At 75.3% G+C, this 15314-nt stretch carries 12 protein-coding genes; 7 read left to right on the top strand and 5 right to left on the bottom strand.

Translation table 11 applies throughout. The features are described from left to right. Positions 1–44: 44 nt before the first annotated feature. On the bottom strand, positions 45–1295 hold the full coding sequence (locus KGD84_RS01590; protein WP_260697177.1) for a hypothetical protein: 1251 nt from the start codon (positions 1293–1295) through the stop codon (positions 45–47). Between the two features lie 23 nt (positions 1296–1318). Between KGD84_RS01590 and KGD84_RS01585 the strand changes: the two genes are divergently transcribed. The 4 genes from KGD84_RS01585 to KGD84_RS01570 all read left to right on the top strand — a co-directional run bounded on the left by KGD84_RS01585 (position 1319) and on the right by KGD84_RS01570 (position 8376). Further along, positions 1319–3106 (top strand): TOMM precursor leader peptide-binding protein, encoded by a 1788-nt coding sequence (locus tag KGD84_RS01585; protein ID WP_220564350.1) that lies wholly within the window; start codon positions 1319–1321, stop codon positions 3104–3106. Continuing rightward, the gene (locus KGD84_RS01580; RefSeq protein WP_255646963.1) at positions 3103–4554 is read left to right on the top strand and encodes a nitroreductase family protein; all 1452 of its coding nucleotides are present in this window, start codon (positions 3103–3105) and stop codon (positions 4552–4554) included. The genes KGD84_RS01585 and KGD84_RS01580 overlap by 4 nt, the downstream gene beginning before the upstream one ends. A 42-nt stretch (positions 4555–4596) precedes the next feature. Next, positions 4597–6348, top strand: coding sequence for a thiopeptide-type bacteriocin biosynthesis protein (locus KGD84_RS01575; protein WP_220564348.1), 1752 nt, complete (start codon positions 4597–4599; stop codon positions 6346–6348). 210 nt (positions 6349–6558) lie between these two features. Continuing rightward, positions 6559–8376 (top strand): acyl-CoA dehydrogenase, encoded by a 1818-nt coding sequence (locus KGD84_RS01570; protein ID WP_220564347.1) that lies wholly within the window; start codon positions 6559–6561, stop codon positions 8374–8376. Between the two features lie 86 nt (positions 8377–8462). Here the strand turns inward: KGD84_RS01570 and KGD84_RS01565 are convergent, their stop codons facing one another. Continuing rightward, the gene (locus KGD84_RS01565; RefSeq protein WP_220564346.1) at positions 8463–10007 is read right to left on the bottom strand and encodes a carboxylesterase/lipase family protein; all 1545 of its coding nucleotides are present in this window, start codon (positions 10005–10007) and stop codon (positions 8463–8465) included. A gap of 135 nt (positions 10008–10142) precedes the next feature. Here KGD84_RS01565 and KGD84_RS01560 point away from each other — a divergent pair, with 135 nt between their 5' ends. Then, positions 10143–10718: a TetR/AcrR family transcriptional regulator gene (locus KGD84_RS01560; protein WP_220564345.1), complete on the top strand. Its 576-nt coding sequence runs from the start codon at positions 10143–10145 to the stop codon at positions 10716–10718. A 60-nt stretch (positions 10719–10778) separates the two neighbouring features. After that, positions 10779–11390 (top strand): hypothetical protein, encoded by a 612-nt coding sequence (locus KGD84_RS01555; protein ID WP_220564344.1) that lies wholly within the window; start codon positions 10779–10781, stop codon positions 11388–11390. On the opposite strand, the gene KGD84_RS01550 is transcribed toward KGD84_RS01555, so the two are convergent. The 3 genes from KGD84_RS01550 to KGD84_RS01540 all read right to left on the bottom strand — a co-directional run bounded on the left by KGD84_RS01550 (position 11387) and on the right by KGD84_RS01540 (position 13933). Then, positions 11387–11746 carry a VOC family protein gene (locus KGD84_RS01550; RefSeq protein ID WP_220564343.1) on the bottom strand — a complete coding sequence of 120 codons (360 nt, stop codon included), beginning with the start codon at positions 11744–11746 and terminating at the stop codon, positions 11387–11389. The genes KGD84_RS01555 and KGD84_RS01550 overlap by 4 nt on opposite strands. 65 nt (positions 11747–11811) lie before the next feature. Then, a complete protein-coding gene (locus KGD84_RS01545) occupies positions 11812–12594 on the bottom strand; it encodes a GNAT family N-acetyltransferase (protein ID WP_255646962.1) in 783 nt (260 codons plus the stop codon). A gap of 64 nt (positions 12595–12658) precedes the next feature. Next, complete coding sequence (locus KGD84_RS01540) at positions 12659–13933, bottom strand: MFS transporter (protein ID WP_220564342.1); 1275 nt, start codon at positions 13931–13933, stop codon at positions 12659–12661. 595 nt (positions 13934–14528) lie between these two features. On the opposite strand from KGD84_RS01540, the gene KGD84_RS01535 reads away from it, so the two are divergent. Then, positions 14529–14891: a hypothetical protein gene (locus KGD84_RS01535; RefSeq protein ID WP_220564341.1), complete on the top strand. Its 363-nt coding sequence runs from the start codon at positions 14529–14531 to the stop codon at positions 14889–14891. Positions 14892–15314: the final 423 nt, after the last annotated feature.

The following is a 15314-nucleotide window of genomic DNA, read 5'->3' as shown; positions in this document are numbered from 1 at the left end:
GAGGCCGAGGAGGAGCATGAGCTGGAGGAGACGGAGCAGGCCGCCTACCCGCACCTGGAGGCGCTGACCTCGCGGCCGTTCGCGGCGCTGCGGGCGCTGGGGGGCACGGCGGTGCGGGTGCGCGCCGAGTCGGTCCCGGTGGAGGCCGCGGTGCGCCGCGCCCTGGGCCGGGCGGGGTTCCGCGACGTGTCCGCCGACACCGGGCCGCCGGAACCGGGGGTGCTGGCCGCCGTCCGGTCCGCCGTGCCGGGGCACCCGGAGGCCCTGCACGTGATCATCGCCGAACGCGGGGTGTGGGCGGCGGGGCCGCGCGACGCCCCGGCCTCCCCGGAGGCGCTCGCCGCGCTGCGCGCCTGGGCCGCGGCGCTGGACGAGCCCGCGGGGGCCGACCCGGGCGCGCCGGGCTCGGAGGCGGCGCGCACGCTGGTGGCGGCGCAGCTGGCGCTGGCCGTGGTGGCGCATGTGGCCCGGGTGACGGAGGGGGCGGCGGGGGCGGCGAGCCCGGAGTTCCTGGTGACCACCGACGAACTGGTCTCCGAGCCCCACCGGCTGCCGCTGCTGCCGCCGCTGGACGCCGGGCGCACCGAGGACTTCCCGGCGGCGCCGGAGCCCGCGCCGCTGACCACCGACCGGCTGGACGCGCTCGCGTCCCTGTGGGACCGGGTGTTCGGCCCGGTGGGCGAGCCCGCGCCGGGCGACCTGCCCCAGCTCCCGGTGGGACTGGCCCGCACCGGACGCCGGGGGGCGAGCGGCTGCGGCACCACCACCGCCCAGGCCCGGCTGGACGCGCTGATCGGCTCGCTGCACGCGGTGGCCTGGGGGTCCGCCCCCGGGGACACTGGCCGCGGCCTGGGGTCGACGCGTGCCGAGGCGGTCGGCGACGCGGTCGGCGACCTGGTGCTGCGCGCGGGGGTGCCGTGGAAGGAGGTCGACCCGCCGGGTCCGATGTCCGCGGCCGCCCGTCGCCTGTGGGCGGCGCTCACGCTGCGAGCGGGTGTGGCCGCGACCGTCCGCTTCCACGAACTGGAGGGCGCCGGGCTGTGGCGGGCCGAGGTCCGCGCCGCCGGGACCTCCGAACCCGCGGTGCTCGCCTCCGGTGCGGCGGCCGACCCGGACGCGGCGCTGCGCGAGGCGCTGCTCCGCGCCGTCGCCGCCGTCCAGGGCGAGGACCTGCCCGGCCTGGCGGCCCACGCCGCCCGCACCCCCGAGGCGGCCGCCTCCCTGGCCGCCTGGGCCGCCCACAGCGGCCGCGTCCAGGTGGCCGCCCCCGGCGGCGCGGCCCCTGGGCCGCCCACGGCGTGCACTCGGCGGTGGCCGTATGGACGTGACCACCCCAATCCCCTCACCGGCGGGGGCGACACTGGCGGAGCCCCTCACCCTGGCGGCCGGAGACGGGGTGCTGCACCTGGGGATGAGCGGCGGACTGGCCGTCGTCGGGCCGTGGGTCGGCGACGGGACCGGGTGCTCCCGGTGCGCGGGGCTGTGGCGGCGCGACCTGGAGGGCGACTCCTGCCCCGAGGGCGGCGAGCCCGAGCTCCTCCCCCTGTGGGAGGACGCCTGGGCCGCCCTGGTCCGGGCGGCGGCGGCCGACCCCGACGCCCTGCGGCGGGCGCTGTGGGCGCTGGACTGCCGCACCGGCGAGGTCACCCGGCACACCTTCGTCCCCCACCCGCGGTGCGCCCGCTGCTTCCCGGGCGGGGAGGGCCTGGGCGTGCCCGGCGGGCTGGACCTCGACGCCCCGCGCCCGGTCCCCGGGCACGCGCTGCGGGTGCGGCGGATGGACCGCGAGGCGCTGCGCGAGCGGCTGCTGGACTTCCGGTTCGGCCCCGCCGCCCACCTGTACCGGGACGAGGAGTCCCCCCTGTCCCTGGTCACCTGCGAGACCGTCGCCCCCGGCCATACCCGGCGGGAGGGCGGCTACGGCCGCTCCACCCGGTTCACCGACAGCGAGGTCCCCGCCCTGCTGGAGGGCGTCGAGCGCGTCACCGGCGGCCACCGCCACACCGGCGCGCCCCGCGTGTGGGGCTCCTACGCCGCGCTGGCCGGGGACGCCATCGACCCCGCCCGGCTCGGGCTCCACGAACCCGAGTGGTACAGCCATCCCGCCTTCGACCCGGTCCCCTACACCCCCCACACCCCCACCCACTGGGTCTGGGGGTGGTCCACCCGGGAGCGCCGCCCGGTGCTGGTCCCCGAGCACGTGGCGTTCTGGCACGCGGGCACCGCCGACACCCGCTTCCTGTACGAGTCGTCCAACGGCTGCGCCGTCGGCGGCGACCTCGCCGAGGCCGTCCTGTACGGGCTGTTCGAGGTGATCGAGCGCGACGCCTTCCTGCTCGCCTGGTACTCGCGGACCCGGCTGCGCGAGGTCGACACCGCGGACCACCCCGGGCTGGCGCACCTGCTGGACCTGCTCGCCGAGCGTGGCCTGCGGCTGCGCGTCCTGGACGCCACCTCCGACCTGGGTGTGCCCACCGCGCTCGCGACGGTGACCGCCCCCGAGGAGGCGGTGCGCTCCGGGCTGGCGCCCGCGATGAGCCTGGCCACCGGCACCCATGCCGACCCGCACCGGGCGCTGATGGCGGCGGTGGAGGAGACCGCCACCAACGCGCTCATGTACCCCAAGTGGGTGCGCATGCGGGAGTCGGTGAGCGTGGAGCGGTGCCGCCCGATGCTGGACGACTTCACGCTGGTCAGAACCCTGGAGGACCACACCGGTATGCACGGGCTGTGGGAGGCCCGTCCGCACTGGGAGTTCCTGGAGCACCCGTCCGGGACGGTGCCGGCGGAGGAGTTCGCGGCCCGCGGGCCGTCCTCGTTCGCTGGAGCCGACCTGGGCGCGGTGCTGCGCGAGCGCCTGGCGGTGCTGCACGGCCTGGACCTGGACGTGGTCGTCGTGGACCAGAGCAGCGCCCCGTACACGGAGGCCGCCGGGGTGCGGTCGGTCAAGGTGATCGTGCCGGGGGCGCTGCCGATGACGTTCGGCCACACCCACCGCAGGACGCGCGGCCTGGAACGGCTGGCCCGGGCGTCCGACCTGTTCGAGGGAGGTGTCCCGTGGGAGCGACCCGGCGAGATGTACCCGGTCCCGCACCCGTTCCCGTGACGGCCGCGCAGGAGGCGCGGGCGCTGGCGGCGTTCCACGCGCAGTCCCACGACAAGGACGTGGAACCGGTGCGGACCCTGTTCTTCGGCCGGACGCTGGGCGATCCGGCGCTGCGGACGGCGGCCGGTGCGCCGCTGCCGGAGCCGGCGCGGGGAGCGCTGGCCGCGCTGCGCGCGGCGGACGCCGCGGGGCCCGCGATCGGGGGCGGCTGGTCCCCGGGGGCGCGCCTGGCGGCGGCCTGCGCGGAGGCGGTGCGGGTGCGCCGGGTCTCCCCGGCCGACCGCTACCCGGTGCACCGCGCCTACCCGTCGCCGCGCGGGCTGTTCGGCGCCGACGTCTTCCTGCTGCCCGCCGGGGGCGGGGGGTGGTGCCTGCGGATGGACCCGCGCACCTGCGCCCTGCACCCCTGGGCCGGGTCACCGGTGCCCGACGACCTGGAGGCCGCCCTGGCCGGGGCGCGGGTCGCGGTGGCGGTGGACCACCGGCGCTACCCGCCCGAGTACGGGCGGCTGCGGCCGTCGCTGGCGCTGCTGGAGGGCGGCCACCTGGCCGCGACCCTGGGCCTGGCGCTGACCCGCGCCGGGCTGGCCCCCCGCACCCTGTTCGCCCCCGCGGGGGTCCCGGTGCCCGAGGGCTTCGTCCCCTGCGCCCTGCTCACGACCGAGCCCGGTGCGGAGGCCGGAGGAACGACCGGGGCCGCCGACGACGCGGCGGCCGTCCCGGAGGCCCGGCCGGCGGCCGGACCGGCGGGTGCCGCCGGGGCGGTGGAGGTCGGCGCCGGGGCCCTCGCCCGGGTCGCGGCGGTGGCGGCGCGCGCCGCGGCGGGGACGGGCCTGCGGGACTGGCTCGACGCGCGGACCAGCGGGGTGTCCACCGCCAACCTGGTCACCAGCGCGTACGTGTCCCCCGAGGACGGCGCCGGCGTCACCGCCGCCCTGGCGGCGGCGCTGGCCGCCGCGGTCCCGGCCGCTCCCGCGGGCACCCTGCGGCTGGACCGGGTCGTGCTCGCCGGGGACCGGGTCGACGACCGGGTCGCCGCCGAGCTGTACCCCGGCGGCGGCACCGGCCCCGACCGTCCGGTGCCGCGCACCGGGGACACCAACGCCTCCTCCTCGCTGGGGTACACCCTGTCCGCGGACTTCGGGCCGTGGGCGCGGGCGTTCGGCGACCGCGCCCAGACCGCCCTGCACCCCCTGCTCGGCTGGATCACCCAGTGGGGCTGCCTGGCCGCCGCGGGGAGCGGGCTGTGCGCCCGGCCCATGCGCAACTACACGGAGTCCGAATGGGCGGCCGTGCTCGGGCTGGGCCCCGACACGACCCCCGCCTACCAGCTGTGGGTGCGCGCCGAGCGCGGCGCCTACCTGGACCTGCCCGTGGACGCCGTCCTCCCCGACCCGTCACCCCCCACCACCCTCAACGGAAGCGCTACGCGCGCCCTCCTGCTCTGACCCGGCCCCCTCCCCCGTTCGCCGCGAGCCCGAAGGACCCCGATGAGCCGCACCTGGTCCGCCGTGTACGTCCACCTCCACCGCAGCCGCGAGGACATCGACGCGTTCCTGCTCGAACACCTGGCCCCGGCCGCCGACGCCCTGGTCTCGGACGGGGGCGCCAAGGCGTGGTTCTTCATCCGCTACTGGGCGGGCGGCCCGCACCTGCGGGTGCGGTTCCTGGACGGCGACCCCGACGCGGTGCGCGGGTTCGCCGCCCGGATGCGCACGGCGGCCGCCCGCACCTCCGCCGCGGCCCTGGAACTGGCCCCGGACACCTACTACCGGGGGCTGCCGCAGGCCGACCACTCCGACTGGCACGCCGACGGCGAGGTCGCCGACGCGGTCTACGAGCCGGAGACCGAGCGCTACGGCGGCCCGGACGCGCTGGAGGTGTGCGAGGACTTCTTCTGCGCGAGCACCGCCGTCGCCCTGGCGGTGCTGCGGGCCGCGCCCCGGGCCGGGCAGCGGCAGGCGGTCGCCGCCGACATGGTGTCGCTGGCGTTCGGGGTGCTGGGGCTGGGCGACGTGGAGGCGGTGCGCCAGGCCCGCGGCTACCACGCCGCCTGGGACTTCTCGGCGGAGGTGGCGCGGGGCGGCGACACCCCCCGGCTGGAGGCGGAGCGGCTGTTCCACTCCGCCCCGGCCAAGTGGCTGCAACGGCGTTCGGTGCTGGAGCGGCTGGTGTCGCAGGAGGGCGGCAGCACCCACCACCTGTGGACGCGGGCGCTCGGGGAGACCGTGGACCGGCTGCGGGCGCTGCACGCCGGGCGGCCGCTGGCCAACGACCTCACCCGGATCGTGTGGTCGCTGCTGCACATGCACCACAACCGGCTGGGGCTGGACATCGACGACGAGCGGCGGATCGTCTGGCTGGTGTCGCTGGCGTACCCGCGCTGGGAGGCGGCCCCGGACTACTTCGCGGACGGGGCGGCCGCCCCGGACCGGGTCTACGCGGAGGCCTCCAAGTACCGGGCCGAGGCCATCGCCACGGCGCAGCTGCCCCGGCCGGTCCCGCCCCCGGCCGATCCGGCGGAGGCCCGCCCGTCGCCCGCCACCCCCGACGGACGGCCCGCGGCCGACGACCCCTTCCCCTGGGCGCCCGTCACGGAGCTGCCTCCCCCGCCGCCGCTCACCGCCCCGCTGGGCGAGGTGCTGGCCCGCAGGTCCAGCGCGCACGGCGGCTACGGGCCCGGGCCGACGCTGGCGGAGCTGTCGTCGCTGCTGGGACACGCCGCCGGGATCAGCGCCGAACGCGCCGGGGAGCCGGGGCGGCACCGGCCGCCGCGCAACCACCCCAGCCCGGGCGGGGCGTACGCGACCGAGGTGTGGGCGGTGGTGCGGGACGTGGCGGGCCTGGAGCCGGGCACCTACCGCTACCGGCCGCAGGGGCACGCGCTGGTGCGGGCGGACGGGCCGGTGCCGGTGGAGCGGCTGACGGCGCTGTCCCCCTTCCTGCGCCCGTCGGCGGACGGGATGCCCGGCATGGTGACGGCGAGCGCGGGCGCGTTCGTGTTCCTGGTCGGCGACGTCGGCCGGCTGCGGGCGGGGTACGGGCAGCGGGCGCTGCGGCTGCTGTTCCAGGAGGCGGGGCACATCGCGCAGAACGTGACGCTGTGCGCGACCGCCCTGGGGCTGCGCAGCCTGGTGATCTCGGGGTTCGCCGACGACGCGGCGCACACGCTGCTGCACCTGGACGGGATCGACCGGGTGGTGCTGACCCTGGTCCCGGTGGGCGGAGGGGGCGCCGTCTGAGGGCCGCACGCCGGCGGGGGCGCCCGACCGCTCCCCGGCCGTCCGGCCCGCCCCGTTCCACCAGGCGTTTCGCCACATCTCCCTGTCCGACGGGACACAGCCTCCTCTCCCTACTGGCGCAGAGCGCTACTCGGTAGTAACATTGACTTGTTACTAGTCGGTAGATCCGCGTGTACAGACACCGCGGCCAGGGACACAGCGGAGCTGTCCATGACGCATTACAAGAGCAACCTGCGCGACATCCAGTTCAACCTCTTCGAGCTGTTCAACCGCCAGGACATCCTGGGCCAGGGCCCGTTCGAGGAGCTGGACGAGGAGACCGCGCGGACGATCCTGGACGAGGTCAACCGCCTCGCGACCGGCGTCGTCGCCGAGTCGTTCGAGGACGCGGACCGCAACCCCCCGGTCTTCGACCCCAAGACCAACACCGTCCGGATCCCCGAGAGCCTGAAGAAGTCGTACCAGGCCTACATGGACGCCGGCTGGTACAACCTCGACCTCCCGCAGGAGCTCGACGGCCTCGGCGCGCCCCGTTCCCTCGTGTGGGCCGCGGCCGAGCTGATCCTGGGCGCCAACCCGTCCATCCACATGTACTCCGCTGGTCCGGGCTTCGCGAGCATCCTCTACTCCGAGGGCAACGAGAAGCAGAAGGAGTTCGCGAGGCTCGCCATCGAGCGTGGCTGGGGCGCCACCATGGTGCTGACCGAGCCCGACGCGGGCTCCGACGTCGGCGCCGGCCGCACCAAGGCCACCGACCAGGGCGACGGCACCTGGCACATCGAGGGCGTGAAGCGCTTCATCACCTCGGCCGAGCAGGACATGACCGAGAACATCTTCCACCTGGTACTGGCGCGCCCCGAGGGCGCGGGCCCCGGCACCAAGGGCCTCTCGCTCTTCCTCGTCCCCAAGTACCTGGTCAACGAGGACGGCTCCCTCGGTGAGCGCAACGGCGCCTACGTGACCAACGTCGAGCACAAGATGGGCCTGAAGGCCTCCACCACCTGCGAGCTGACCTTCGGCGACAAGCACCCCGCCATCGGCTACCTCGTCGGCGACAAGCACGACGGCATCCGCCAGATGTTCCTCATCATCGAGTACGCGCGCATGATGGTCGGGACGAAGGCGATCGCCACCCTGTCCACCGGCTACCTCAACGCCCTGGAGTACGCCAAGGAGCGCGTGCAGGGCAACGACCTCGCCGGCGCCAAGGACTCCCCGAAGGTCACCATCACCCACCACCCGGACGTGCGCCGCAGCCTCATGACGCAGAAGTCCTACGTGGAGGCCATGCGCGCCCTGGTCACGCTGACGGCCACGCAGCAGGACGCCATCCAGATCGCCAAGGCCAAGGGCGAGGACCACTCCGCGCTGGAGGCCATGAACGACCTCCTGCTCCCGATCGTCAAGGGTGTCGGCTCCGAGCGCTCCTACGCGCTGCTGGCCGAGTCGCTGCAGACCCTGGGCGGCTCCGGCTTCCTGCAGGAGTACCCGATCGAGCAGTACATCCGCGACGCCAAGATCGACACCCTCTACGAGGGCACCACCGCCATCCAGGCCCAGGACTTCTTCTTCCGCAAGATCCTGAAGAACGGCGGCCAGGCGCTGGGCACCCTCGCGGGCGAGATCAAGGCCTTCGCCAACAGCGAGGCGGGCAACGGGCAGCTCAAGGAGGAGCGCAAGCTGCTCCTCGAGGCGACCGAGAACGTCGAGAAGATCGTCGAGGTCATGGTCGGCCACGCGATGGGCTCCGCCGAGAACCCGCGCGAGCTGTACAAGGTGGGCCTCAACTCGGTCCGCCTGCTCATGGCCTTCGGCGACGTGGTCCTGGGCTGGCTGCTGCTGCGCCAGGCCGAGGTCGCGCTGAACAGGATCGACGGCGCCCAGGGCGACGACAAGGACTTCTACACCGGCAAGATCGCCGCCGCGCGCTTCTTCGCCGACCAGTTCCTGCCGCGCATCGCCGCCGAGCGCCGTATCGCGGAGAACGTCACCAACGACCTCATGGAGGTCCCCGAGTCCGCCTTCTAGGCCCGGACCCGGAACCGAAACCGCCACCGCGAAGGGGGCGGGGCCGCACGGCCCCGCCCCCTTCCGCGTTCCGGTCCCGGCGGCCCTCAGCCCCCGAGGCGGCTCCAGAAGCCGTAGCCGTGCTCCCGGGCGAAGTCGGCGCGCCCCCACTCCCCCGAGTCGAGGGACTGCACGTACCAGCCGGCCGGGCCGCGGTCGTCGCGCAGCCGGTCCCACTCCGCCTCACCGCCGCCGGAGGGGTCGCCCGTGGCGGCGAAGCGCGTCCAGGCCCCGATCAGGCGGTCGCCGAACGCGGCCTGCGCGGGGGTGAGCCCCTGGAACAGCTCCAGGTCGAAGATGTAGGGCAGCTCGGCCATGTGCTGGGAGTCGGCCGGGAAGCTCGGCTCGTCGTAGCCCGCGAACCACGGGGTCCCCCGCTCGGCGAACTCGTACATCCGCACGTCGGTCCGGCGCGAGAGCGCCCGGGCGGTGTCCAGGGTCGGCACCGACCAGACGGAGTCGGTCCGCACCCGTGCCAGGCTCGGTCCCGCGGCGTCGCCCCGCGGGTAGCGCCGGAGGACGGCGTCGGCGTCGTCGCCGTAGGCCTCCCTCACCGCGGGCTCGTACTCCCCGTCCGCCATGGGGGCACCGGACGCCAGCTCCGTGCCGAGCACCATGCCGTTCTCCTCGTCGTGGTTGACCCCGATCAGGACGGGGACCCGATGGAACCGCCCCGCCTCCAGCGCCTCGTCGACCGGGAGCGGCAGCGCGGGCGTCCCGCTGACCGGGCGCGGTTCCCGCCACGGGCCGTAAGCCTCCACCAGTTCCCCGATCGGCACCTCCCGCAGGCACGCCGCCACGTCCCCGGCGTCCGCGCACCCGACCGCGTCGATCACTTCGGCGCCCTCCGCCTCGGCCGTCCCGCGGTCCCGGGAGGCGGCACCCGGCGCGGAGCAGGGCGCACTCTGGACGATCGCCCGCTGGAAGAGCCCCTCGGACTCCGGGGACACGAGGTGCCCGCAGATGCCGAGGCCGCCGCCGGACTGGCCCATGACCGTCACGTTGCCCGGGTCGCCGCCGAAGGCCGCGATGTTCTCCCGCACCCAGCGCAGGGCGGCCCGCTGGTCGTCCAGCGCGAGGGCGCCCGACTCGGGCAGGTCGGGGTGGGTGAGGAAGGAGGTGACGCCCAGGCGGTAGTTCATCGACACCACCACGGCGCCGCCGGCCGCGAGCCGGTCGGGGCCGTACAGGTCGCCCATGCCGAACATCATGCTGCCGCCGTGGATCCAGACGATCACCGGCAGGCCGTCCTCCGCACCGGCCGGAGTGGTGACATTGAGGTCGAGGCAGTCCTCCTCGGTGCTGTACTCGCCGATCGGGTACCCGGCGGGCTGCGCGCACGGCTCCCCGGGCTCGGTGGCGTCCCGCACACCGTCCCAGCCCGCGGCGGGGCGGGGGGCCTCGAACCGGTCGGCCTCGGCGTAGGGGATCCCCTGGAAGGACCGCACCGCCCCGTCGGCCTCCCCCCGCACCGCGCCCTGGGCCGTGACCACGACCGCGGGGTCCACTGCGTCCGACACCGCGGCCGCCGGGGCGCAGGCGGTCGCCGCCAGCAGCGTGATCCCCAGACCCGCGGACCAGAACTTCTTCACGGTTTCCTCCTCGTCGACCGGCTGATGGAGGGACCGTAACAAGAATTTGCACGATCGCGCAACACGATCGTGCAAAACAAGTGCGCAAAACGATCGCGTGACTCGATCGAGCAAGAACTTGGTAGGGTCACCGCCATGGGTAACCGCGAAGATCTGCTCGCCGGGGCCAAGAGGTGCCTGCGCGAGAAGGGGTACGACCGCACGAGCGTGCGCGACATCGCCGCCGCGGCCGGGGTGAGCACGGCCGCGATCGGCTACCACTACGGGTCCCGGGAGACCCTGCTCGGCCAGGCGCTGTTCGCGCTCCTCGACGAGTGGGGCGACGAGCTCGGCCGCGCCCTCTCGCCCGGGGGCGGGGACGACGCGCAGGGGTTCGAGCGGATGTGGGAGCGGCTCGTCGGGCAGTTCGCCGAGCACCCGGACCTGTGGACCGCCAGTGTGGAGCTGTTCCTCCAGGCGCGGCGCCAGCCCGCGCTCCGCGCGCAGCTGACGGAGGGCGTGGGCCAGGGGTGGCGCGGTATGGCGGCGATACTGCTGAGCACACCGGAGGAGGAGGTCACGGACCGCAGCGCCCGCACGCTCGGCATGGCCCAGACCGCGCTCATGACGGGGGTGATGATCCAGAGCCTCAGCGATCCGGAGAACGCCCCGACCGCGGCCGAGGTCCTGGAGGGCCTGCGCGGGCTGGCGAGGATCGCCGGACCCTCCTGAGCCCCGGGGCCGCACGGCCCCGCCCCCTTCCGCGTCGTCGGGACCCGCTAGAGTCCCGGCATGCACCGACCGAGCCTGCCCGAGGACCTGCTGCCGGCCGACCGCCTGTGGGCGCGCGCCGTGCTGCTGCACCTGTTCGACGCGGACATCACCTTCGACGGGGACGAGGTGTTGTGCCCCGACGGGGGCGGGGGCTCCTGGTGGTGGTCCCTGGGCCGCCGGCCGGACGGGCGCGCGTTCTTCTGGGGCCAGGACGCCGACGGCAGCCACGGGCACCTGCGGGACGACCCGGTGGACTTCCTCGCCGGGGGCCCGGAGTGGCTGCCGTGGGACGAGCTGAGGCACGAGGCGGCCGGGATGACCATCGGCTACCTGTACTGGTGGCAGGACGGCGCCTGGGCGCGGGCGCCCTACCCGGACGACCTCGAGGACGACGGGCTGGCCATGTCGGTGCCCTGGGCGGGCGGCGGCCCCGAGGGGGTGCTCGCGCAGACGCCGGTCGAGGGCCGGGAGTCCGAGGAGGCCGTCCTGGCCTTCCTCGACCGCCTGGAGCGGGGGACCGCGGACGAGGCGGCCGTGCGGGCGCTGGCCGGGGCCCTGCGGGGCGGGGACGACCCCGCCCTGGACCCCGACCGCGCCCTGGCGTCGCTACGCGCCGCCGGCCTGGTCTAGGACTCGGCCCAGACGCCGAGTTCGTTGCCCGCGGGGTCGGCGAAGTGGAAGCGCCGCCCGCCGGGGAAGGCGTAGGGGCCCGCCAGGATGCGGCCTCCCGCGCGCTCGACCGCCGCGGCCGTGGCGTCCAGGTCGTCGGAGAACAGCAGCACCAGGGGGCCGCCGCCGCGGTGTCCGCTCCCCTGCGGGTTGAGCCCGCCGACCTCCCGGTCGCCGGGCCCCCGGATGCCCGCGTAGTTCGGGCCGTAGTCGTTGAACCCCCACCCGAACGCCTCGGCGTAGAAGCGCTTGGAGGCCTCCAGGTCGTCGGCCGGGAGCTCGATGTAGTCGATGCGGTGGTGCTGTGGTGACGTCATGCGCCCATCCTCCGCCATCCCGCCGACCTTCCCGCGGCCCCGCCACGCCTCGGCGCCGTGCCCTCCTACCGGCCGTCGGCGGCCGGGGGCGTCCAGACGTAGGGGGTCGTGGTGGTGACGGCGGTGAAGCCCAGGCGGCGCAGGATGGGGGCGCTGTCGGGGGAGGCGTCGACCTGGAGGTAGCGGACGCCCATGGCGACCGCCAGGCGGGCGCGCTCGGCGACGGTCGCCCGGTAGATCCCCCGGCCGCGCCACTCCGGGAGCGTGGAGCCGCCCCACAGGCCCGCGTGCCCCTCCTCCGGGCGGGCCTCCAGGCGCGCGGCGCACACGACCTCCTCCCCGGCCTCCGCCACCAGGACGACGGTGCCCCGGGGGTTCGCGGCGAGCTGCGCGGCGAGGTCGTCCGCCACCCAGGACCGGTCGTCCCCCCACACGCGGCCCTGGAAGGCGGCGATGCGCTCCAGGTCGGCCCGCTCCTCCACCCGGCGCAGCACGACCCCCTCGGGCGGCACGGGCTCGGCGGCGACATCCTCCGCCGGGGCGATCATGACCGTCTCCTCTTCCTCCGGCTCGAACCCCGCGGCGCGCAGCCGGCCGGTCAGGTCGGCGGGCAGGTCGTGGCCGTGGGTCTTCCACTCCACCGCCTGCCCGAGCCCGGCGAAGCGGTCCCGCTGGCGGGCGATGAGCCGGTCCAGGTCGGCCCCGTCCACCCGGAGGTCGGCGGGAGCGGCCACGAACCCCCGGTGGCCGCCGAGGAGCCGCACCAGCGGCCCGTCGTGTTCGGCGGTGACACCGGCGGGCAGGGGGTCGGGCAGGGCGCGCACGTGCGCGTCGTAGAAGGCGAGCATGACGGACATCCTCTCCGCCCCCGGCGTCCCGCGCACGCGCTTTCCCCGCGCGCCCCGGCCGCCCTCAGCGGCGGCGCAGGACGAGGGCGGCGAGCACGCCGCCCGACAGCAGCGTCGTCGCGCAGATCGGCAGGAACGCCAGGCGGAACGCGTCCGGCCCCGGCGGCAGCGCCTGGAGGATCGCCCCGGCCGCCACGGTGCACGCCACCGCCGTGGTGAACCCGCTCATGTTGACCAGCCCGGAGGCGACCCCGGTGCGCCCGGCGGGGATCCCGTCGCGCGCGTAGTCGAAGGAGATGGTGGGCGCCAGCGTCTGCCCGACCGCGCACACCGCCATGACCGCCAGGCCGACCCCCGTGGGCACCCCGCCGGGCCAGGCGACCAGCAGCACGAGGCCCAGGCCGATGACGGAGACCAGGGTGAGGGCCAGCCCTCCGCGCAGCGCCGGCCTGCGGCCGACCAGCACGCCCACCAGCGGGGCCGTCCACAGCGCCCCGGCGGCCAGCGCGGTGAGGGTGAGGGCGGCGGTGCCCTCGGCCAGTCCCAGCCCGGTGACGAGGAAGGGGTAGCCCCACAGCACCATCATCATCGTGAAGGGCGCCATGATCGCCGCGTGGTGCGCCATGCCGATGCGCGGCCCGCGCGCGGACAGCGCCTCCTTGAGCGCCGCCCACACGGGGATGGGGTCGATGACGGTGGAGTGCCCGGCCGCGCCCTCCGGGCGGTCGCGCACGACCGCCAGGACGAGCAGCGCGACCAGCAGGGTGAGCCCGGTGGTGGTGAGGAACGCCGCGACCCAGCCGACCCCGCCCAGCGCCCAGGCCAGGGGCGCGGCACTGGCGACCTGGCCGGTGCCGCCGACCACGCCCGTCAGCCCGCTGACGAGGGCGTAGCGGGAGCGCGGGAACCACAGCGCGGCCAGGCGGATGACGTTGAGGAAGACCAGGGCGTCGCCCAGCCCGATGAGGAAGCGCCCGGCGATCGCGGCCTCGATACCCGGGGCCAGCGCGAACAGGCAGGAGCCGATCGCCATCGCGACCATGCCGATGACGAGGGTGAAGCGGGGGCCGAGGCGGTCCGCGAGCAGACCCGTGGGCACCTGGAGCAGGACGTAGACGAGGAGCTGGAGCATCGGCAGCAGCGAGAGCACCGCGGGCCCGACGTCGAAGCGCGCCTGCGCCTCCAGGGCGGCCACGCCCAGGCCGTTGCGGTGGACCATCGCCAGGAAGTAACCGATCACGGCGACGCCCCACACCACCCAGGCGCGGGCACCGCCCGAGGGCTCTGCGGGAACGGTCGTCTCCTTCGTCCTGTCACCGGATGTCTGAGTCTGGGTCACGGGCACTTCTCTCGTAGAGGTCTGACCATTCCAGTCTCCTCCAGTGCGGCGGCCCGTCCCCACACCGGGGGTGCGGACGGTCCCGGAACGCCGCGCCGTCGGCGGTCGGCCGCCATCCCGGCGAAAGGCGCCACATCCCCCGGACGGGGCAAAGGCGGCCGGTCCAAGGGTCAAGGACATGCAAGCCGGGCAAAGTGACACAGAGCGATGGTCGGCGCACCAGGAGTCCCGGAACCGGGTGACTCTCCCGACAGGCGACCCGGGATTACCGATGAGTAATCGTCATCCCGCGCCTCGATGACTTGTTCGAAAAACATGGCCTGACCTGCATGTCTCATACGACACGTGGTCGAGACCCTTTCGTTAAATGTGACATTGGTCACTCTCAGAACTCTCGACTGCCGGGGGTGAGGTGCTGCTAGCATCCGGAACGCAAAGAATAACTACGAGGTAACGACAACCTCTGAACCTCACCAACTTTGTGGAGGGAAGCCGTCAACGCCCCAGGACGGGACGGCGGACCTCGAACCGCGGCGACGTGGCCGCAACCGCCACACAGGCCATGACCGCGGCAACCGAGACACTGGAGACGACCTTGAGTCACTGGCGACTGAACAACCCCCGGGCCTCCCGGGTGAAGTCGGCACTTGCCAGACGGGTCAAGCACAAGCCCCGCCACGCCTTCTGCGCACAGCGCGCGATCACGGCCCTGCTGGGCGAACTCTCCGCCTCCACCTCCCGCCAGTTCTACTGGTCCGGGACCTCGGACATGGCCGTCATGTCGGTGAAGCACGACGTCAACGTGTGGTGCCGCGACGGCCGTTTCTTCTGGAACGACCTCTTCCAGGGCGGCACCATGTCGCACCCGGCCAGCGACCCGGTCGGCGCCGCCGAGAAGCTCAACCCGGTCGCCCTCCCCCCGGAGCCGTCGTACCGCTCCCAGCCGGTCGCCGCCTGACCGCCGCCCCTCCCCCGCGCCCGGGCCCGCGCCCGGCGGACACGGGGTGAGCCACGGCAGGGCGCACCGCGCCCCCTAGGACTTCCACGGCCGACCCACCGCACGGTGGGTCGGCCGTCGTGCTGTTCCCCCGGCGCCCGCCACACGGCCGCCCGCGGCCCCGCCCGTCCGCCCTTTGGGGCTCGGCCTCCCCGGCGGTGTGCCCACCGACGTCCCGGCGCGGCACACCCCGGGCCACCCCGAGTGCCCACAAGGCCCCGGGCCCACCCGGCCTCCCCGGCGGCGGGCACACCGCCGACCCGGCACGGCACCCCGAACCGCCCCGGAGGCCCACCGGCCCGGGCCCGCCTCGCCGCGATACCGGGGCGGTCCACTCATTCAAGGACTTTCTTCTCTTCCGCCCCAGAGCCCCCAGGAGATCGG

Origin of the sequence: Nocardiopsis changdeensis (assembly GCF_018316655.1) — a bacterium.
Lineage (GTDB): Bacteria > Actinomycetota > Actinomycetes > Streptosporangiales > Streptosporangiaceae > Nocardiopsis > Nocardiopsis changdeensis.
Note: the sequence above shows the minus strand (reverse complement) of the source record. Positions and strands in the feature narration are given on the sequence as shown.